The organism is Arthrobacter sp. MMS24-T111 (genome assembly GCF_054888995.1).
In genome coordinates this window covers 1,434,643-1,453,213 of record NZ_JBTZRO010000001.1, presented here as the reverse complement: position 1 = coordinate 1,453,213, position 18,571 = coordinate 1,434,643, and the positions used below count along the sequence as shown (strand labels likewise).

Below are 18,571 nucleotides of genomic sequence, written 5' to 3'. Positions count from 1 at the left end.
GCCCGGCGCACCGTGTGGCCCTATTTCATTCGTTGGAACGCGTTCCGGGGCCGGCGGCGCAGGCCGCTACGCGAAGCTGCCGCGGCGGAGCCCAAGATCTTCGGTGCCGGACAGGCGTACGGTGGTCCGGTGGCCGTTCCAGCTGACCTCCCGGTGGACTGGCGCGGCAGACCGCAGCACGACGCTGTCCAGGACGCCCCCGGACCAGCGGAGGTCCACCTCGATTCCGCCCACCGCCCGCAGGCCAGTGACCGATCCCTCCCGCCATGATTCCGGCAGGGCCGGCAGCAGCCGGATGGCGGCCGGGTCCGACTGGAGCAGCATCTCGGCGATGCCGGCGGTGGCACCGAAGTTCGCATCGATCTGGAACGGCGGGTGGGCGGTGAACAGGTTTGGGTAGACCCCGCCGCGCCCGTCGAAGCCCTCCCCCGCCACCCGGAGTGCCAGGTTGAGGCTCTCCTCAGCTTTTGCCGCGTTGCCAAGCCGCGCCCAGAGGGCGATGCGCCAGGCCATGGCCCAGCCGGTGGACTCGGGGCCGCGGAAGTCCAGGGTCCTGGCAGCAGCGGCTGCGAGCGCCGGCGTGGCCTCTGGATTCCACTGCCGCAGCGGATAGACGGCCGCCAGGTGGGAGGTGTGCCGGTGGTCCGGTGCATGCTCAGTGGCCGGGAACGACCATTCCCGGATTTCTCCCCGGTCCCCGGTGGCCGGCCCGGGAAGGGCATGCACCTTGTCCGCGAGGTCCGCCAGCCAAGGTGGGTCTTCCGCCAAGGCTGCGGCGGCGTGCCGAGCCGTATCCAGGAGCCCGCGGAGGAGGGAAACATCCATGGTGGAGGACCGGCTCACCGACGCCGGCGCCCCGTCCGTGGCGACGTACTGGTTCTCGGGAGAGGTGGACGGCGACGTGTGCGTTCCGGTGTCCGTATCCCCGACGATCCAGTCCAGGGCGAAGAGGCATGCCCCTTCGATGGCCGGCCAGGAAGCGCGCAACCGGCCGGCATCCCCGGTGTAGGCGTAGTGCTGCCAGGCTGACTGGACCAGCCACGTGCCTCCCATGGCCCAGCTGGCCCACATGGAGTCGCCTTCACCGGCGCCGGCGGCAAACGGGTAGCCCCAGGGATCCGTATTGTGGTGGACCGCCCATCCCCGCGCCCCGTACAGGGCCGCAGCGGGCCGGCCGGTGCGGGCAAGCGTGTCCACCAGCTGCAGCAGCGGTTCGTGGCATTCGGCAAGGTTGGCGGGCAGTGCCGGCCAGTAGTTCATTTCCGTGTTGATGTTCACGGTGTAGTTGCTGCTCCACGGTGGCGGCAGTTCCTCGTTCCAGATGCCTTGGAGGTTGGCCGGGAACCCACCGGCGCGGGAGGAGGCAATCAACAGGTACCGGCCGTAGTGGAACAGGAGGGAGACCAGGGCGGTGTCGGTCTTGTCGTCTTCGAAGTCGCGGATGCGCTGGTCCGTTGGCTTACCCGGACCGGAGCCTGCGCCGGCGTCCGGGCCGAGATCCATTCGGACCCTGCCGTAAAGCCCGGCGTGGTCGGCAACGTGGCGTTCCAGCACCGCCTCCGCGGAGTCCTGGAGGGCCCGCGCCACACGGCCGGTGAGGAGTACGGCAAGGTCGTCAGGGGAACCGGCGGTGTTCGCGTGCCGGCCTGTGAGCGGATGCGCCAGGACCGTTCCGGTGGCAATGGCCAGCCGCACGGAACGTGCGCCCGTGACTGCGAGGACTCCCGCGGTGGCGTCCGTAGCCCCGTCGGTGGCGACGCCGGCATGGACTGCTCCGGCGCGCGAGTCGCCGTCGTAATGGATATGCTCGGCAGTCCGCTCAAAGGCGGGCGCCACGTCGCTGGGCAGCAGCAACCGCAGGCGCAGTTCGTTCCCCCACTCATGCTCTGCGACATCCTGTCCAAGGGGCCGGATGCCGTCGGGGTGCAACCCGATCCGCACGGTGATAGGAGCGTCGGCGGTGATCTCGTGGATGATCACGGCGTCCGGGTGGGAGGCGAAGGTCCGGTGCCTGACCTCGGCGCCGTCAACCACGTATCGGTGCTCCGCGATGCCGGTCCGGAGGTCGAGCCAGCGGGCGGGACCACCGTCAACAGCTGCCGCGGACCCGGCAACGTCCACTGCCAGGACAGCGAACGGCAGGTACGCCTGCGAATGCGTGCCCTGGAATGCCAGCAGCAGCTCCTCCGCCCGCCGCACATCCCCGGCATCCACCGCCGAACGGACAGCGTGGAGCGTTGCCGGCCCGGCGGATGGATCCAGTACCGGCGCGGACCGGCTGGTTGGCCCGGACCACGCCGAACCCTCATTGAGCTGGAGGCGCTCGCCACCCACCAGGCCGCGAACCGTGGCCCCTGCGAGTCCGTTGCCCACCGGCAGGGACTCGACGGACCGTTCCGCCTGGCCCCGGTACCAGAGCACGTGGGCGGGATCAGGGCCGGGCGCTCCAACCGGCCCCGCGGATCCAGGCGATGCCCCCGCTTCAGCGCTCAGTACTCGCCCTTAATGACGAAGTAGGAGCCGCGGATGGTGCCCGCAAGCTTGGACTTCTGGCGGGCGAACTTGAAGCTGGACGCCAGTTCCTCCGGAACGTCCATGCCGTCCGAGAGTTTGAACCCGACCGCCCGCTTGCCGCCTTCCGCAATGCCGTACATGACGTTGATGGACAGCCCGGACTCATAGAACACGTACGCCATCCGCAGCCCGTCCACCTCGAAAGAGGACACCTCAAGCGGCTTCGAGGAGATCACCAGGTTCCGCTCGGTGGAGAGGATGTTGTGGACATAGTCAACCGTTTCCGGCGCCTCGTCCGCGGGGACCACGGTGAAGTCGTGGTCGTATTTGTTCTTGTAGTAGCGTGCCTCGTTGGCCCGCAGCCCGGCCAGCGCGTCCGCAACCGGCGACGATTCCAAACCAACGGTGGACACGTTCTTGAAATCCACGGTGTACGGCATGAGTCCTCCTGGGAATGGTTTTTTGCCACATCGTTGCAGATCAGCGCCCCCGCCGCACCTCATCGAAGCAGGCGGAGGCCATTCCCGTCGATTCTTACACCTGTGAGCCGGACCCGTTCGTTCGGTGTGTCGTTCGGCCCGTGAAAGACCAGGTAGTCGCACCCGCCGGAGGTGCGGAGGACCATGCCATGCCCGCCGTTGTCCGGCCACAAGGGTTCATCCTGCTGCACCCATGGCCCCGTCAGCGTTCCCCCTGCTGACTCGGCGATACCCATGGCATAACCGGCTTCGCCGCGGCTGGACCACAGCATCAGCAGTGACCCTTGTGCTGAACGGAGGAGGAACGGCCCGTCGGTAAACAGCGGGTCCTTGGCAAGGTTCAGTCCCGGCGGAGGTTCTGCGCCGTCCGGGAGACGGAGCGGCCTGGCCCAGGGGGCCGAGGAGGCCGTGAACAGCAGGACCGGCTCACCAACGGCGGCGCGAAGATCATGGGCCGAGCGGACCGCGCACATGTGGCCGTCGGCGGTCCCCGGTTCCTCCTGTGTCCCTTCCGCCCCGCGGCTGTAGACCAGCCACCGGGCGCCGGCGTCGTCAACGTAAAGTGTTCCATCCAGGCAGGGCTGCGCAGCCGGGGTGACCGGTCCGTCGCTCCACGGCCGGTAGGGGCCGATCGCCGCATCGGCAACGAGCACCACAACGCCCCGAGGGCGGGCCCGGGACGATGTTGCGAGCGTGGCAAACATGAAGAACCGCCCGTCCAGCGAATACACCTCCGGAGCCCAGAACTGGGTGTCCGCCCAGAAATCCACCGGCGGCCGGAAGGCGGCAAAGGGGCCATCCCAATGTTCCAGGTCCTCGCTGGTGTAGCAGTCAAAGCCGGTGGCCGGTCCGCCCCACACATTTTCATCGCTGGTCCCGAACAGGACGAACCCGCCGGGAGCGGACTCCAGGATGAACGGGTCCCGCATCCGGATCCCGTCGAGGCGCAGGGCAGGTTCCGTGCGGGCAGCGGCCCCCATCAGCGGGCCACCGACGGTTCCCGCACCGCAACAGGGCAGTCAAAGCGGCGCGTCCCGCCCTCCATGGCGTGCCGCGCACCGTCCGGAAGCACGACGTCGGCCGCCACCCCGGCAGGGACGGTCGCCTCCAGGCGGAACGCACCGCCGTCGAGCGTCCATTCCACCCGGACCTCACCGTGCGGAGTCTTCAGGGAGGTTTTGGCCCAGCTGATCCCGTCCCCCGGCTGCGGTGCGATGAGCACCCGGGCGTAACCGGGCTCCAGCGGCCGGATGCCGCCGATGGCTTTGTGCATCCAGTCGGCCACCGCGCCCAGGGCGTAGTGGTTGAAGCTGGTCATTTCACCGGGGTTGATGGTGCCGTCCGGGAGCATGGAATCCCAGCGTTCCCAGACTGTTGTGGCGCCCATCGTCACCGGGTACAGCCAGGACGGGCAGCCCTCCTCCAGCAGCAGCCGGTAGGCCTCGTCCACGTGGCCGGTGTCCGTCAGCGCGTGGGTGATGAACGGGGTGCCGGCGAACCCGGTGGACACGCGGTAGTTGTTGTCCCGGACCAGATCGGCCAGGCGGCTCCCGGCGAATTCCCGCAGCTCCGGGGTCGGCAGGACATCGAAGGCGATGGCCAGCGCGTAGACGGTGGTGCAGTCGCTGCGGATGGTGCCGCCGGCTGCCACGTAGTGTTCGGCGAAGGCGCTCCGCACCCGGGCGGCGACCGCCTCGAAGTACGCTTCGTCGTCGTGCTTTCCCAGCAGCCCGGCGGCCTGCGCAGTGAGGCGCGCGGTGCGGTACATGCAGGCGGTGGCCACCACGCCGGTGTCAGCCTTGGCCGCCCATGGCTGGTCCGGCGCGGCGTCGGGGTCCAGCCAGTCGCCGAACTGGAAGCCGGAGTCCCACAGTCCCGTGGGCGAGAGCAGCCCCTCCACCCGGCGGGTGTGCGAGGCCATGGACTCGTACTGGTTTCGCAGGACGCTGATGTCCCCGTAGGCCTCCCAGAGTGCCCAGGGCACCCACACGGAGGCTTCGCTCCAGAGCGCCGAGGATTCCGAGGCCGGGAATTCCGGTGGTTGCGGGCAGTACTTCAGGGCATCGGGCACGGTGATGGGCACCAGGCCGTTTGCCGCCTTTTGCTCGGCGGCGAGGTCCAGCAGCCAGTCCTGAAGGAAGCCCTTGACGTCGTACAGGTAGGCGGCGGTAGGGGCGAAGACCGCGATGTCGCCGGTCCAGCCCAGGCGCTCGTCGCGCTGCGGGCAGTCGGTGGGCAGGTCCAGGAAGTTGCCGCGGAGGCCCCAGACGATGTTGCGGTGCAGCTGGTTGGCGAGTTCGTTGGAGCATTCGAAAGTGCCGGTGCGCTCAAGGTCTGAGTGGACCACCACGGCCTCAACGTCATCCGCGGTCAGTGTTCCCGGCCAGCCGGCGATTTCGGCGTAGCGGAAGCCGTGGAAGGTCTTGGTGGGTTCAAAGACGTCTTCCCCGCCGGAGAGGATGAACGTGTCCGTGGCCTTCGCGGACCGCAGGGGCCGGACACCGAGTTCGCCGTTTTCCAGCACCTCGGCATGCCGGACGGTGATGGCCTGCCCGGCCTTGCCCCGAACGGTGAACCGGAGCCAGCCCACCAGGTTCTGGCCGAAGTCCACCAGTGTCCGGCCGCCGGGTGAGGTGAAGATTTCCACGGGACGGACGACGCCGGCCCGCACCACGGGCGGGCCCACAGGCTCAGCGAGCCGGCCGCCGTCGAACGCCAGTTCACGCACGCCCGTCCAGTCAGAGCCTGGCACAAAGCCGGGCTCCGCCCAGCCCTTCTGAGAGCGGCGGGCGTCGATGGCCTGGCCGTCGTAGAGGTCGTTGAAGGTGGTGGTGGAAGGGCCTGCGTGCCAGGTGGTGTCCGAGGCGATCGACTGGACGTGGCCGTCCTCGAACTCGATGTCCAGCTGGCCGAAGAACCCCAGCTCGCTGCCGTAGAGGTTGGACATGCCGTGCCAGGCCAGCCGGCCGCGGTACCAGCCGTTGCCCAGTTCCACCCCCAGCACGCTGGTGGGGGTCACCAGGGACGTGACGTCATAGCTGCGGTAGCGGAGCCGCCACTCGTAGGAGCTCCAGCCCGGGCTCAGGACGTCATGCCCCACCGGTGAGCCGTTGATGAACGCCTCATAGACGCCGAAAGCGGTGGCCCGCAGCGTCGCCCTCACCACGCCGCCGTGGCCCTCCTCGAGCGCAAATTCCTTGCGGAGCAGCGGGGCGCCGTCGAAGTCCTGCTCGGGCGAAATCATGGCGGCGAGCCAGGGAGTGGAAGTCATGGAAGAAGGGGTCCGTTCTGAAGTTGAGGCAAGGGGTTCAGGCGTAGTGGCAGGCGACGTCGGCCGTCCCCACCCGGCGCAGCGCCGGCCGCTCGGTGGCGCACAGGTCGGTGGCCAGGGGGCAGCGGAGCCGGAAGGGGCAGCCGCCGGGTGCGGGCACCGCAGCCGCCCCGGTGCGGACACCCAGTGATTCGCGCGCTTCGCGACGCGCCGCCTGCTCCGCCGGACGCGGTACCGGGGAGGCGGCCACGAGCGCCTGGGTGAAGGGGTGCCTCGGGTTTTCAGTAACGGCCGCGGCAGGTCCGCTTTCCATGACCTGCCCGCGGTACAGCACCACCACGCGCTGGGCCAGGAATTGCACCACGGCGATGTCGTGGGCGATGAACAGGTAGCTCAGGCCCCGCTCGTCGCGGAGGTCGGCCAGCAGGTTGAGCACCTGCGCCTGGGTGGAAAGGTCCAGGGCACTGACGGCTTCGTCGCAGACCACCAGCCGGGGATCGCAGATGAGGGCACGTGCCACGGAAATGCGCTGGCGCTGGCCGCCGGAGAACTGGCTGGGGTACCGGTCCACGGCGTCCCGCGGCAGGCCCACGCGTTCCAGCATGTCCTCCGCTTTAGCACGCGCTTCCGCCGCGGACAGGCCGCGGAGGCGCAGCGGTTCCGCCAGGGAGGTGCCCACCGTGTTGCGCGGGTTCAGCGAGGAGTTGGGGTCCTGGAAGACGGCCCGCAGTTCCCCGCCCAGAGCCCGGCGCTCCGCGGCGCCGGCGGAGGTGACGTCCTTGCCCTGGTAGGTGATGGTGCCGCCGGAGACCTTTTGCAGGCCAAGGATTGCCTTGCCAATGGTGGACTTCCCGGAGCCGGACTCCCCCACCAGTCCCACGGTCTCCCCGGGGGCGATGCTGAAGCTGACATGGTCGACGGCGGCGGGGGCCGCGGCTGCCTTCCGGCCCCGGCCGTAGCGGACCACCAGGTCCTTGACCTCCAGCATGGGGGTGGCGGCGGAAGGCGGCGTGGAATCGCGGCGTTCGGTGACTGCGGTGCTCATGCCAGGTCCTTTTCGACGATGGTCTGCAGACTGCGCGGATTCTGCGTGGGGGTGATCTCCAGGGCGCGGGCGGCGGGTACGTCCGTGGCCAGCCAGTCCATGCCTTCGACGGCGAGCTGGTCCGCTTTGACGCACCGCACCACGCCTGAACCGGCGCCCGAGGACAGCAGCGGGACGGGTTCCAGGCAGGCGGAGCCGGCGAACTGGCAGCGGGCGGCGAACCGGCACCCGGTGGGCCAGTCCTTGGGCTGGGGGACCTGCCCTTGAATCGTGGCGAGGCGTTCCGGCATGTCGTTTGCGTGGTTGGCGTGCGGGTCTGCGGCAAGCAGGGCCAGGGTGTAGGGGTGCCGGGGATTGTCCAGGATGCTCTCCGTCCTGCCGTTCTCCACCACCTGGCCGGCGTACATGACGGCAACCTGGTCACAGATGTCCGCCACCACGCCGAGGTCGTGCGTCACCATGACCACGGACATGCCGGTCTCCCTCACCAGGGCGCGCAGCAGGGACAGGATTTCGGCCTGCACCGTGACGTCCAGGGCGGTGGTTGGTTCGTCAGCCACCAGCAGTTTCGGCTGCCCGGCGAGCGCCAGGGCGATGGCCACGCGCTGGGCCATGCCGCCGCTGATCTGGTGCGGATAGGTCTTCAGGATGCGTGCGGCGTCCACGATCCCCACCTTCTCCAGAAGGTTACGGGCTTCCTCCCGGGCCTCCGCTTTGCCCATGCCGCGGAGCCGCCGGATGGTGGCGGTGAGCTGGTAGCCCACCGTGAACATGGGATCCAGGGCGCGCATGGGTTCCTGGCTGATCAGGGCGATGTCCCGGCCGCGGACGGTTTCCATGGCCTTGTCGGTGGTGGCGGCAAGGTTCCTGCCGTTCCAGAGGATCTGGCCGCCCGTGACGGAGACCCCGGACGGCAGCAGCCCGAGGAGGGACAGCGCGGTCATCGTCTTGCCGCAGCCGGATTCCCCCACCAGCCCCAGGACCGTGCCTTGTTCGACGTCGAAGGAGACATCGGTGACCAGGCGGACGCCGCTGCCCGCACCGGTATTGTCGACGCCGACGGACAGGTTGCGGACGCTGAGCGTCCCCTTCGCCACCCCATCCTGCGTGATGGGAGCGGGGGCTGCTGAAGCGATGGCGGCGACTGCCTTGGCGCGCTGGCGCCGGGCGGCGGCGGAAGGCAGATGTGAGGCTGTGGCGTTGGGCGCCTTGCCGAGGGCGTTGCCGATGGCGTTGGCCGACAGGACGGTCAGGGCAAGTACGGCGCCGGTGGGCACCATCATCCAGGGTGCGTCATAGACGTGCTGGGAGGCGCCTTGGATCATTCCGCCCCAGCTGGGTTGCGGGATGGGCGGCCCGAATCCGATGAACGCCAGGCCTGCCTGGATCAGCATGCCGACGGCGAAGATCAGCGCCGCCTGGACGACGATGGTGTTGGTCAGGCCGGGCAGCACATGGCGCAGGCTGATACCCGCGGTGCTGACACCGTCCACTTTGGCGGCGTCCACGTACAGCTGCGACTGAAGGGATTTGGCCTGCCCGAGCATCACCCGGTAGATGCCGGCCGAGATCAGCACGCCCAGGATTCCCATGATCATCGGAATATTGGTTCCCACGGCCCCGATCACGGCCAGGATGATCACGGTGCCGGGCAGCGACATCATGATCTCCGTGACGCGGCTGACGGCGTTCTCCACGCGCTCGCCGGCGGCTGCGGCCAGCATCGCAAGGAGCGTTCCGAGTCCGACGGCGACAATCACCGTGATCATTGACGTTCCGAGGGTGCCGGCGGCGGAGGCGAAGATCCGGCTCAGGAGGTCACGGCCCAGTTCATCCGTGCCAAGCCAGTGCGCGGCGGTTGGGCCGGAAAGAACGGCGGTGAAGTCCTGGTCCTCGGTCTTGAACGGCAGCCACAGCGGGGCGGTCAGGGAGGCGGCCACGAGGACGGCCAGCCAGGCCACCCCTGCGATGCTCCCGGGCGAGCCGAACAGCTTGCTGCCGGTGAACTTCTTCGGCGCGCCTTGGCGACGTGTCTTGCGAAGGTCCGCGGCCGTCGTCGGCTGTGCTTGATCTGCGGACGCGGGGGCAACGTTGGGAATCATGAGGCACGCAACTTCGGGTCGAGGAACTTGGTGGCGAGTTCCAGCACCAGGTTCACGGCGACCACCACCACGGTGGCGATCACCACCACGCCCTGCACGGACGGGGCGTCATGGGTGCTGACGGAGTTCTGGACGGCCTGGCCCAGGCCGGGCATGGCGAACAGTTGCTCCGCGATGACCGAACCGCCGAACAGCTGGATGAACTGCAGGGCGATGCCGGCCACAATCGGGAGGCTGGCGTAGCGCAGGGCATGGACGTAGAGGATTTTCCAGGTGGGTGTGGCCGTGGCCCGCAGCGTGCGGATGTGTTCCTGCTGCAGGGCCTCGAGCATGGAGGCACGGGTCTGGCGGGCGATGAATGCCGCTCCGCCCACCGCCAGGGTGATCACGGGCAACGCCAGGGACAGGGCCCAGTCCTGTGGGGAGGCGTCAAAGGGGACATAACCGGTCGCCGGGAAGACGGAGGACTGGACGGCCAGCAGGTACACGAAGATGATGCCGATCCAGAAGGCGGGCAGGGCAACGGCCATGCCTGCCACTCCGCCGATGATCCGGTCCACGACGCCGCCGCGGACCGCTGCGGTGACGCCCAGGCCGATGCCAAGGACCGCGCTGAGGATGGTGGCGCCGGCAGCCAGCGAGGCGGTGACGGGCAGCCGGCTGGCGAGGTCGGCGCTGACCGAGCGGCCGTCGATGAGCGAGACGCCCAGGTCGCCCTGGACCGCGGAACCGAGCCAGGTGAAGAACTGCGCCGGCAGCGGGTCGTTCCAGCCCATCCGCTGGTTGACCTCGTCGATCGCCTGCTGGGAGGCGCCGGCGCCGAGGGACACGGCCCCGGGGCTGCCCGGCATTGCGTGGACCAGCAGGAATGCCAGGACCGCAACCACCAGCACGGTGGCCAGCGCCATCAGCAGGCGCTTGGTAATGAATAGTGCCATGGTGACCTCCATCGGTCATGCCCCTTCCCGGACGGCCCTTGCCCTGGTGGACAAGGGCCGCCCGGGACGGTGCGGGTATCAGCTGGCCGGCGTGTAGGACGAGAGGAGCGGGTAGGCGTTGGTGCCGGCGAACTTCACCTGCGCCACCTTCTTGGTGTTGTAGCCCTGGTTGGTCAAGGCCTCGTACAGCGGGATCATCCAACCGGATTCCACCAGCCGGGTGTTCAGCTTCGTGGCGGCGGCCTTCACGGCGGCGTCGTCCTTCGCTGCGGCCAGCTCGCCGGTGGCGGCGCTGAGCTGGTCATCGGTGGCCTTCTGGACGTTGGTGAATCCGTTGAGGACGGCGCCGTACATCACGCCGACGGGGTTGTCCCAGTTCAGGGGAGCGTAGCCCAGGGGCGTGGTGGCCACGGCGGCGAAAGCTTCGTCGGTGGAGGCGGCCATCTTCACGTTCATGGTGATGCCGACGGCGGCGAGGTCCTTCTGGACTGCCTGCAGGTCCGTCTGGGTCTGTGCGCCGGCGATGATGGTGAACTCGAAACCGTTGGGGTAGCCGGCCTCGGCCAGCAGGCTCTTCGCCTTGTCCCGGTTGTACGCGAACTCTGTTTCGAGGTCTTTGGTGAAGCCGGCCGAATCCTTGGGGAGGGCATTCCAGGCGGGGATGTCACCCTTGTGGAGGGCGTCCACCAGGGCCTGGCGGTTGATGGCGTACTGGATGGCCTGGCGGACCTTCTCCTGGGCGAACGCCGGGGCGGTCTTGCCGATCTTGTCGAAGGAGATCATGGTGTTGACCGTGCCGCCGATCTGGGAAACGCCGACGCCCTTGGACTTCGCGAAGTCAACGGTGTTCGAGGTCAGCATGGCCACGTCGGCCTGACCGGAGACCAGGGCGTTGGCGCGGGCCTGGGGGTCCAGGACAACGCTGAAGACCACCTTCTTGTAGGCGTACTTGGAAGCGTCAGCGCTCTTGTCGTTCTTCACCAGGACGTACTTGTTGCCCTTCACGGTGGAGGGGTCAAGGGTGTACGGGCCGGAACCGTCAGGGGTCGCAGCGAGGCTGGAGGTGTCGGCGACACCGTTCTTGCCCACGATCATGCCGGTGGTGGAGGCCAGGTTCTTCTCGAATCCGGGCTGCGGCTTGGCGAAGGTCAGGGCCACCTGGGTGGGGCTGACCACGTCCACGGAGGTGATTTCCTGGGCGCCGCCCTTGGCGACGGCGGAGTAGGCGCTCAGTGCGGGATCGGAGCGGCGGTCCAGGTTGGCCTTGACCAGGGCGGCATCCAGTTTGGAGCCGTCGGTGAACGTGACGTCGTCCTTGAGGTTCAGCGTCAGGACGGTGTTGTCCGCGTTGTAGCTGAAGTCCTTGGCCAGGCCCGGACCTGCGGAACCGTCCGGCTGAAGGGTCATCAGGCTGTCGTAGAGGCCTTCGAAGAACTGGCGCTGGGCTGCGGAGACACGCAGCGGGTCGAAACCGAAGGAGGCTGAGTCGCTGTCGATGGCCAGGGTGAGGCTGCTGGTATCAGCCTTTGCAGCGGCTTGGCTGGACCCGCCGCCGCAGGCGGCCAGGGAACCCATCAGCAGGGCACCGGCCAGAACGGCGGAGCTCGCACGGGCGGTGGAGTTCGGAAGTTTCATGTAGTGCGCCTTTGCATTCTGATGTGACGACGGAGGAACGGTTGTGGGGGCTGGCTGCTCGCCGGCTCCCTTCAAGAATCAGCCGGGGCCACAGGCACCAAACATGACAATGTCATTGATTGAAAAAGTATTGTGGCGGCGGTCACGCCTGGCGGAAGGATGGATGGAAGGCAGCGAAGCCTCGGACGCCCAAACGCGTCCATCACGAAAGGAACCCCATGACCAACCCGTTCCCCCGCGACTTCCTTTGGGGCGTGGCCACCGCCGGCCACCAGGTGGAAGGCAACAACGTCAACAGCGATACTTGGTTCCTGGAGCACCTTCCCCAAACGATTTTCGCGGAGCCGTCCGGGGATGCCGTGGACCACTACCACCGCTACCGCGAGGACATCGCACTGATCGCCGGCCTCGGTTTTACCAGCTACCGCTTCTCCGTGGAATGGGCCCGGATCGAACCGGAGGAAGGCAAGTTCTCGGTGGCAGCACTGGACCACTACAAGCGGGTGCTGGAAGCCTGCCACGACCATGGACTCACCCCGGTGGTCACGTTCCACCACTTCACGTCACCGCTGTGGCTCCTTCGGATCGGCGGTTGGGAGGGCAGCCGGACACCCGAACTCTTCGCACGCTACTGCGACCGGGTCATGGCCCACCTGGGTGACCTGATCGGCGTCGCCTGCACCCTGAACGAGCCCAACCTCCCTTGGCTGCTGGAGTCGTTCGGCATCGGCGGGGAAGCCCCGGAGAACCGCGGTTCGGTGCCCATCTGGGCGGCCGCCGCCGAGCGCCTGGGCGTGGCGGCTGCCACCCTCGCGCCGTTCCAGTTCTGCTCCACCAAAGCCGGTTTCGAGGTTAAGGTGGCCGCGCACCGGGCCGCCACCAAGGCCATCAAGGCCCGTCGCCCGGACCTCCAGGTGGGGTGGACCCTCGCAAACTCCGATATCCAGGCGCTGCCCGGTGGCGAAGGGATTGCAGGCCGGGTGCGTCGGGACGTCAACGAGCGTTTCCTCGAGGCCTCCCGCGGCGACGACGTCGTGGGCATCCAGACCTACGGGCGCACCGTGTACGGCCCGGAAGGCCATGCCCCGGCACCGGAGGGTGTGCCTACCAACCAGATGGGCGAGGAAATCTATCCCCAGGCGCTGGAGGCCACCATCCGCGAGGCCCACAGGATCGCCGGCATCCCGGTGATCGTCACCGAGAACGGCCTGGCCACCGAGGATGACACGCAGCGGGTGGCGTACCTGAAGGCGGCCGTCGACGGCGTTGCTTCCTGCCTTGCGGACGGCATCGATGTCCGCGGGTACATCGCCTGGACCGCGCTCGACAACTTCGAATGGATCTTCGGCTACGGGCCCAAGTTCGGCCTGATCGCCGTCGACCGCTCCAGCCAGGAACGGACTCCCAAGGACAGCGCGCGCTGGCTGGGGAACCTGGCCAGGGAGCACGCCAGGGCCGGGGCGCCGCAGCCCGCCTAGCACCAAGGGCAATGGTCCGGGTTTCCACGGGAAGCCCGGACCATGCCTGTTCCGCCGGAACCGGCGGCGCATTCGCTAGGCTGGGACATGCCGCAGACTGTCGCGGCGAGAATGGATTCGGGGGGATCTGTGCCGCAGTCAGGCCAGTGGGGCAGGGCGTACTTTGCCGTTCAAGCTGTCGCCGGGTGTTTGTGGTGGATTGCGGTCTTCCTGGACCCGGCGGTGCGCCGGGCAACCCTGGGAGGCTTGGACCCGTTCCTGGTTGCCGTGTTCGACATTCCGCTGTTTGTCCTTGCCTCTGCGGCCGCAGCCTGCGGCGTGCGGTCCGCAGCGGTTGCCGGCACCGTGTGGACCACCATTGTTACCGTTGCCCTGGCCGTCTATGCCACGGTAAGCGCCCGGGCGGGCCTCGGCGTGCTGGCCATGGGCGCCGCCACTGCGGGGTCGGTTGCCGGACTGTGCCTGGTGCTGTTTGGCCGCATCCCCACGGCGTGGATTGTCCGTGGCCCGTTTGCGTTCCGACCGGCCCGGAAACGCACGAACGCAGGAGCCCATGTGGCCGCCACGTTCGGACAGATTGTCTTGTTCTGGGGATTCTTCCTGGGGCTGGTCCCGGACTGCCTGGCCGTTCTCGAACAGCGCTGGGGGTTGGGCCTGGACTTCCCGGCAGTTGCCGTCCCGGCCGGCGTCGCCATCCTCATCCTTGCGAGCGCCTTGGGGATCTGGTCTGCCGCCGTGATGTCCACCCTCGGAGACGGGACGCCGTTGCCGTCCGTGATGGCAAACCGCCTTGTGGTTGCCGGGCCGTACCGCTGGATCCGCAATCCGATGGCGGTGGCGGGCATCGTTCAGGGGGCCGCCGTCGGGCTCATCCTGCAGTCGTGGCTGGTGGTTGGCTATGCGGTGCTGGGCTCACTGGTGTGGAACTATGCCGTCAGGCCACTGGAAGAAGCAGACCTCTCGAAGCGTTTTGGCCAGGAATTCCAGCGCTACCGCGAAACCGTCCGGTGCTGGATCCCGACTCTTCCCGCCAGCCGCCGTACCGGCACCGCTAATCAACGGCCGGTTCGCGGATAACCAGCACCGGGCAGTGTGCGTGGTGGATGGTCTGGTGCGAAACGGAGCCAAGCATCATGCCGGTGAATCCGCCGTGGCCGCGGGAGCCCACCACTATGAGGTTGGCATCTTTGGATGCCTCGATGAGCGCCGAAGCCGGGTTCCCCTCCACGATGCGGCCGGTGATGGCAACGTCCTGGTCCTTGACGCGTTCCAGCTCCGCCTCCAGGATCGCCTGCGCGTCCTTCTCGAAGATTTCATAGTCCCAGGCGGTGCCCAGGGCATCAGTGACATAGGGGAAGTTCCAGGCGGTTACGGCCTGCACTTCGCCGTGCCGCAGCCTGGCTTCCTGCACGGCCCAGTCCATGGCGGCCCGGGACTGCTCCGATCCGTCCGTTCCCACCACGATCTTGTACTTTCCGTCACCGGCCATGGCTCCCCTTTTCCGTTTCAGGCTTCCAGCCGGGTCAGCCCTGGCCGGCGGCGGCGCCCGGGGCCGGAACGGCCACGGTGGAGTGCTCGGCTTTGGGGGCCTGGTGCGGATTTCCCGCTTCCTTGGCACAGTGGAGGCAGCAGTAGATGCCTGCTTCGCTTTCCACCGGATGGCCCAGGATCCGGCAGCCGCAGTGCTCACAGGCGGGAGCCATCATGTGGATTGCACACTCAAAGCTGTCGAACGTGCCGATCTGGTTTCCCATACTGACGGTAAAAATGCGGCCCTCGCTGCTGCCGCAGACATCGCACGCGCCCATGGTCCCTGCCTCCTGATATTGCTGCCTGTTCCGGACAATCAAGTTGACCGCTTGGAGCCTTTTCCTGCCTAGGGGCGAAGGTCCTCGGGCAGCTAGAGGTGGCGGAGGTAGCGTTCGGGCGAGTCCATGAACCGTTGCCAGTTCGCCACGAGCTCCAGCTCCGCCCAGGACCGGGACCGCAAACCCCAAGGCCCCGCTTCCAGGATGGTCGCGCCGGGCAAGGCGGCCAGCAGCGGCGAATGGGTGGACATGATCACTTGGGACTGGCCGCCGGCCAACAGTTCGTTCAGGACGGACAGGAGGCTCAGGCAGCCCGAAAAGGACAGTGCAGACTCCGGTTCGTCCAGGACCCAGAGTCCGGCTCCGCGGAACCGGTCGGCTGCCAACTGCAGGAAGGACTCGCCATGGGACATGTCATGGAACGGGATGTCCGGCGTGAACGTGCTGGGATTCTTTTCCAGGTAGGTGTACAGCCCGTGCATTGTCTCGGCCCGGAGAAAGTAGCCCCGCCGGGTGGCGCCCGGGTTCCGAACCAGCTGCAAATGGTCGCCGAGGACGGACTCGGTAGGCCGGGTGGTGTGCCTGGCGCCCGTGGACCCGCCCTCCGGGGACAGCCCGTAGGCGAGCGCGATACCTTCCACCAGCGTGGATTTACCCGAGCCGTTCTCACCCACCAGGATGGTGGCCGGGCCCAGGTCGAGCCCCTGGTCGAGGACTTGGGCCACCGGCGGCAGGACGGCCGGCCAGCGTACGCGGTCAAGGACGTTCGAGGGGTCCTCTGCCAGGCGCCGGATCGGGTAGGAGCGCAGGGGCATGGGCCCATTCTTACAGGAAAAAATCTTCTCCACTTCACCCATCCATTCCGGGTTCCGCTCCGAAGTCCAGTGGAACAGGTGTAGCAAAGGCTAGGACGGGACAATGGATGCCGTGGACCAGCAAGCCCTGACGGGGGCCGTCATCAAGGAGCACCGGCTGGATATCTCGCAGCTGTGGCTCGAATTCGTGGGGCTCGGCGGCGACGCCTCGGAACAACTCATCCGTGCGTACTGCGCCGGCGAAGCCACCCTGTCGGCGAAGGAACGGGACGCACTGTCGTTGGCCGTCAATGAGCACTGCACTGCCAAGGGCCTGAGGCTCCGGGCACCACTGAGCAGTTCCGCCCTGATCCTCCGGCACACCCGGAATGACTCCCCGTCGGGAGGCCCGCAAAGCTGAGCAGGTCCCCGCGGCCGCCGTGGGGCGCCCCCACGACGTAACCTGTCAACCATGACCCTCCTCTCCACCCCCGGTGGTTCCCTCCGCGGCACCTCCCTCGGAACTGACGGGACCACCGTCCACCGGTTCCTTGGCATCCCGTACGCCGGGCCGCCGTCGGGCGTGAACCGCTTCCGTCCGCCCGTGCCATTGGAGTCGTGGGACGGGGTGCTGGACTGCACCGCCGCCGGGCCTGCGGCACCGCAGAACCCCGAATCCCCGGCACCTCCAGGTGCCGTGCCGCGGAGGTGGAGCGAGGACGCCTGCCTGAACCTGAACGTCTGGACACCGGATTCCGGCGGCCAGGCGCGGCCGGTGATGGTTTGGATCCACGGCGGCGCGTACGTGCTGGGCGCCAACAGCGACGCCATGTACGACGGCGCCAGGCTCGCCGCCGCGGCGGGCGCGGTGGTGGTGTCCATAAATTACAGGCTCGGCGCGCTGGGCTTCCTGCACCTGGCGGACCTGCTGGGGGACGGGTACGCCGAGTCGTCCAACGTTGCCTTGCTGGACCAGCTGGAGGCCCTTCGCTGGGTCCGCCGCAACATCGGCGCCTTCGGCGGCGACCCGGGGAACGTGACCATCTTCGGCGAGTCGGCGGGAGCCGCGGCGATTGGCACCCTGCTGGGGATGCCGGCGTCGGAAGGGCTGTTCCGCCGGGCCATCATGCAAAGCGGAACGGCCGAGCGGTACCGCCAACCGGAGGAGTCCACGCGGATCAGCGCCGCGTTCCTTGACCGGTGCGGCCTGGCCCCCGCGTCAGCAGCGGAACTCCTCACCCTCCCTGCGGAGCAGCTGCTGGCAGCGCAAAAAGGCCTTGAGAAGCGTTTCGCCGCGCAGTCCTACGCAGTCCCGCTCCCCTTCCAGCCGACAGTGGGGACGCCGTCATTGCCGGCGCCGCCGCTCGACGCGGTCCGGAACGGGGTGAACAGCGGCGTCGACCTGCTGATCGGAACCAACCTCAACGAGGGCTCGTTCGCGGTGGAGATGCGGCCGCCCTCGCCGGCCGACCCCGGATACCCGGAGCGTGCCGCCGCCGTCCTTGCCGCGGCCGGGATTCCTGCCGCCCATGCCGGCGGATACGCGGCCGCGCTGGAGGAGGTGCTGCAGCGTGAACCGGCAGGCAAGGAACTCCTGGAATCCGCCATTGCCGATTCCCTGTACCGGCAGCCCAGCAACCGGCTCCTGGCGGCCCGGCGCGCGGCGGGCGGCGCCGGGAAGAGCTTTGCCTACCTGTTCACGTGGCGCAGCCCGGCCATGGGCGGCAAGCTCGGGGCCTGCCATGCCCTGGAAATCCCGTTCGTCTTCCGGCACCTGGACGCACCGGCGGCGGCTTTCCTCACCCGCGGCAGCGCACCACCCCGGCTCAGCGACGCCATGAGCGGGGCCTGGGCATCCTTTGCGCGGACAGGGTCACCGGACACGGCACAGCTCGTGTGGCCCGAGTACGGGCACGGACGCAGCACCATGGTGTTCGACGACGAGACGCGCCTTGAGGCCGACCCGCGCGGTGCGCTTCGGGCATTTTTTGAGGCCGTCAGCCCGCTGCCAGCGAGTTAAGGGTGTCCCGGATGCCGTTCAGGGCGGGGTCCCGCAGTGAGTTGAAGGCCGGTTTAAGCAGCGGCTGGATGATCTTGGCCGGCCCGTTGATGCTGAACTCGGCCGTGTACGTGACCACAGAACCTGTCCCGCTGGCGCGGACGTCGATGGAGTCGTACGAGGTGACGGTCTTGTTCTCGCCCCGGAGCTTGATGTGGTTTTCCGAGAGCTCGATGACCTCGTAGGTCAGGGCCTGGCGTTTGCCGCGAAACTCGGATTCGGCGTGGTACTTGTGCCCCACGGCCACCGGCCCCGGCGTGATCTTGTCCATGACAGGGGTGTTGGGGTCCCATTTGCTGGTGTTCTCGAACTCGCTCAGGAAGGCAAAGGCCTTCTCCGCGGACAGGTTGGTTTCCACACTTCCGGTGACTGTGATCATCACCCCAGTGTAGGAGGACCAGGCCGTGGAGCGGCGGCCATTCTGCGCCGGGGCCCCGCGGGGCCCCGG

16 protein-coding genes are annotated in these 18,571 nt (G+C 68.1%); 4 read left to right on the top strand and 12 right to left on the bottom strand.

Annotated features, from left to right (window positions below; genetic code table 11):
* Positions 1 to 66: 66 nt before the first annotated feature.
* The 8 genes from ACX5I6_RS06730 to ACX5I6_RS06695 all read right to left on the bottom strand — a co-directional run bounded on the left by ACX5I6_RS06730 (position 67) and on the right by ACX5I6_RS06695 (position 11,984).
* Positions 67 to 2,421 (bottom strand): glycoside hydrolase family 95 protein, encoded by a 2,355-nt coding sequence (locus tag ACX5I6_RS06730; RefSeq protein WP_461839932.1) that lies wholly within the window; start codon positions 2,419 to 2,421, stop codon positions 67 to 69.
* 68 nt (positions 2,422 to 2,489) lie between these two features.
* Complete coding sequence (locus ACX5I6_RS06725; protein WP_285246948.1) at positions 2,490 to 2,954, bottom strand: phage tail protein; 465 nt, start codon at positions 2,952 to 2,954, stop codon at positions 2,490 to 2,492.
* A gap of 59 nt (positions 2,955 to 3,013) precedes the next feature.
* Positions 3,014 to 3,973 carry a glycoside hydrolase family 43 protein gene (locus ACX5I6_RS06720; RefSeq protein ID WP_461839931.1) on the bottom strand — a complete coding sequence of 320 codons (960 nt, stop codon included), beginning with the start codon at positions 3,971 to 3,973 and terminating at the stop codon, positions 3,014 to 3,016.
* On the bottom strand, positions 3,973 to 6,264 hold the full coding sequence (locus ACX5I6_RS06715) for a family 78 glycoside hydrolase catalytic domain (protein WP_461839930.1): 2,292 nt from the start codon (positions 6,262 to 6,264) through the stop codon (positions 3,973 to 3,975). The genes ACX5I6_RS06720 and ACX5I6_RS06715 overlap by 1 nt, the downstream gene beginning before the upstream one ends.
* Before the next feature lie 37 nt (positions 6,265 to 6,301).
* A complete protein-coding gene (locus ACX5I6_RS06710; RefSeq protein ID WP_461839929.1) occupies positions 6,302 to 7,309 on the bottom strand; it encodes an oligopeptide/dipeptide ABC transporter ATP-binding protein in 1,008 nt (335 codons plus the stop codon).
* Entirely contained in the window at positions 7,306 to 9,411 is a 2,106-nt protein-coding gene (locus tag ACX5I6_RS06705; protein ID WP_461839928.1) for a dipeptide/oligopeptide/nickel ABC transporter permease/ATP-binding protein, read from the bottom strand. Before ACX5I6_RS06705 ends, ACX5I6_RS06710 begins: the two co-directional genes overlap by 4 nt.
* Positions 9,408 to 10,361 (bottom strand): ABC transporter permease, encoded by a 954-nt coding sequence (locus ACX5I6_RS06700; protein WP_461839927.1) that lies wholly within the window; start codon positions 10,359 to 10,361, stop codon positions 9,408 to 9,410. The genes ACX5I6_RS06705 and ACX5I6_RS06700 overlap by 4 nt, the downstream gene beginning before the upstream one ends.
* 66 nt (positions 10,362 to 10,427) lie before the next feature.
* Positions 10,428 to 11,984, bottom strand: coding sequence for an ABC transporter substrate-binding protein (locus tag ACX5I6_RS06695; protein ID WP_461839926.1), 1,557 nt, complete (start codon positions 11,982 to 11,984; stop codon positions 10,428 to 10,430).
* A 218-nt stretch (positions 11,985 to 12,202) separates the two neighbouring features.
* Between ACX5I6_RS06695 and ACX5I6_RS06690 the strand changes: the two genes are divergently transcribed.
* The gene (locus tag ACX5I6_RS06690) at positions 12,203 to 13,462 is read left to right on the top strand and encodes a glycoside hydrolase family 1 protein (RefSeq protein ID WP_461839925.1); all 1,260 of its coding nucleotides are present in this window, start codon (positions 12,203 to 12,205) and stop codon (positions 13,460 to 13,462) included.
* Between the two features lie 111 nt (positions 13,463 to 13,573).
* Positions 13,574 to 14,539: a methyltransferase family protein gene (locus ACX5I6_RS06685; RefSeq protein WP_461841680.1), complete on the top strand. Its 966-nt coding sequence runs from the start codon at positions 13,574 to 13,576 to the stop codon at positions 14,537 to 14,539.
* Here the strand turns inward: ACX5I6_RS06685 and ACX5I6_RS06680 are convergent.
* From ACX5I6_RS06680 to ACX5I6_RS06670, 3 genes are all read right to left on the bottom strand, one after another.
* Positions 14,514 to 14,951, bottom strand: a complete 438-nt coding sequence (locus tag ACX5I6_RS06680) for a universal stress protein (protein ID WP_285246831.1) — start codon at positions 14,949 to 14,951, stop codon at positions 14,514 to 14,516. The genes ACX5I6_RS06685 and ACX5I6_RS06680 overlap by 26 nt on opposite strands.
* 34 nt (positions 14,952 to 14,985) lie before the next feature.
* On the bottom strand, positions 14,986 to 15,270 hold the full coding sequence (locus ACX5I6_RS06675) for a hypothetical protein (protein WP_461839924.1): 285 nt from the start codon (positions 15,268 to 15,270) through the stop codon (positions 14,986 to 14,988).
* A 92-nt stretch (positions 15,271 to 15,362) separates the two neighbouring features.
* Positions 15,363 to 16,085, bottom strand: coding sequence for an AAA family ATPase (locus ACX5I6_RS06670; RefSeq protein ID WP_461839923.1), 723 nt, complete (start codon positions 16,083 to 16,085; stop codon positions 15,363 to 15,365).
* 103 nt (positions 16,086 to 16,188) lie between these two features.
* Between ACX5I6_RS06670 and ACX5I6_RS06665 the strand changes: the two genes are divergently transcribed.
* Together ACX5I6_RS06665 and ACX5I6_RS06660 are read left to right on the top strand one after the other, a co-directional pair.
* Positions 16,189 to 16,485: a hypothetical protein gene (locus ACX5I6_RS06665; protein WP_461839922.1), complete on the top strand. Its 297-nt coding sequence runs from the start codon at positions 16,189 to 16,191 to the stop codon at positions 16,483 to 16,485.
* 51 nt (positions 16,486 to 16,536) lie between these two features.
* Positions 16,537 to 18,084: a carboxylesterase/lipase family protein gene (locus ACX5I6_RS06660; protein ID WP_461839921.1), complete on the top strand. Its 1,548-nt coding sequence runs from the start codon at positions 16,537 to 16,539 to the stop codon at positions 18,082 to 18,084.
* Here ACX5I6_RS06660 and ACX5I6_RS06655 read toward each other — a convergent pair.
* Positions 18,062 to 18,502, bottom strand: coding sequence for an SRPBCC family protein (locus ACX5I6_RS06655; RefSeq protein ID WP_133831267.1), 441 nt, complete (start codon positions 18,500 to 18,502; stop codon positions 18,062 to 18,064). The genes ACX5I6_RS06660 and ACX5I6_RS06655 overlap by 23 nt on opposite strands.
* Positions 18,503 to 18,571 lie beyond the last annotated feature (69 nt).

Excerpts from the sequence above, each read along its gene's own strand:
- ACX5I6_RS06725 (WP_285246948.1), bottom strand. The coding sequence starts at position 2,954 with ATGCCGTACACCGTGGATTTCAAGAACGTGTCCACCGTTGGTTTGGAA.
- ACX5I6_RS06720 (WP_461839931.1), bottom strand. The coding sequence starts at position 3,973 with ATGGGGGCCGCTGCCCGCACGGAACCTGCCCTGCGCCTCGACGGGATC.
- ACX5I6_RS06715 (WP_461839930.1), bottom strand. The coding sequence starts at position 6,264 with ATGACTTCCACTCCCTGGCTCGCCGCCATGATTTCGCCCGAGCAGGAC.
- ACX5I6_RS06710 (WP_461839929.1), bottom strand. The coding sequence starts at position 7,309 with ATGAGCACCGCAGTCACCGAACGCCGCGATTCCACGCCGCCTTCCGCC.
- ACX5I6_RS06705 (WP_461839928.1), bottom strand. The coding sequence starts at position 9,411 with ATGATTCCCAACGTTGCCCCCGCGTCCGCAGATCAAGCACAGCCGACG.
- ACX5I6_RS06700 (WP_461839927.1), bottom strand. The coding sequence starts at position 10,361 with ATGGAGGTCACCATGGCACTATTCATTACCAAGCGCCTGCTGATGGCG.
- ACX5I6_RS06695 (WP_461839926.1), bottom strand. The coding sequence starts at position 11,984 with ATGAAACTTCCGAACTCCACCGCCCGTGCGAGCTCCGCCGTTCTGGCC.
- ACX5I6_RS06690 (WP_461839925.1), top strand. The coding sequence starts at position 12,203 with ATGACCAACCCGTTCCCCCGCGACTTCCTTTGGGGCGTGGCCACCGCC.
- ACX5I6_RS06685 (WP_461841680.1), top strand. The coding sequence starts at position 13,574 with ATGGATTCGGGGGGATCTGTGCCGCAGTCAGGCCAGTGGGGCAGGGCG.
- ACX5I6_RS06680 (WP_285246831.1), bottom strand. The coding sequence starts at position 14,951 with ATGGCCGGTGACGGAAAGTACAAGATCGTGGTGGGAACGGACGGATCG.
- ACX5I6_RS06675 (WP_461839924.1), bottom strand. The coding sequence starts at position 15,270 with ATGGGCGCGTGCGATGTCTGCGGCAGCAGCGAGGGCCGCATTTTTACC.
- ACX5I6_RS06670 (WP_461839923.1), bottom strand. The coding sequence starts at position 16,085 with ATGCCCCTGCGCTCCTACCCGATCCGGCGCCTGGCAGAGGACCCCTCG.
- ACX5I6_RS06665 (WP_461839922.1), top strand. The coding sequence starts at position 16,189 with ATGGATGCCGTGGACCAGCAAGCCCTGACGGGGGCCGTCATCAAGGAG.
- ACX5I6_RS06660 (WP_461839921.1), top strand. The coding sequence starts at position 16,537 with ATGACCCTCCTCTCCACCCCCGGTGGTTCCCTCCGCGGCACCTCCCTC.
- ACX5I6_RS06655 (WP_133831267.1), bottom strand. The coding sequence starts at position 18,502 with ATGATCACAGTCACCGGAAGTGTGGAAACCAACCTGTCCGCGGAGAAG.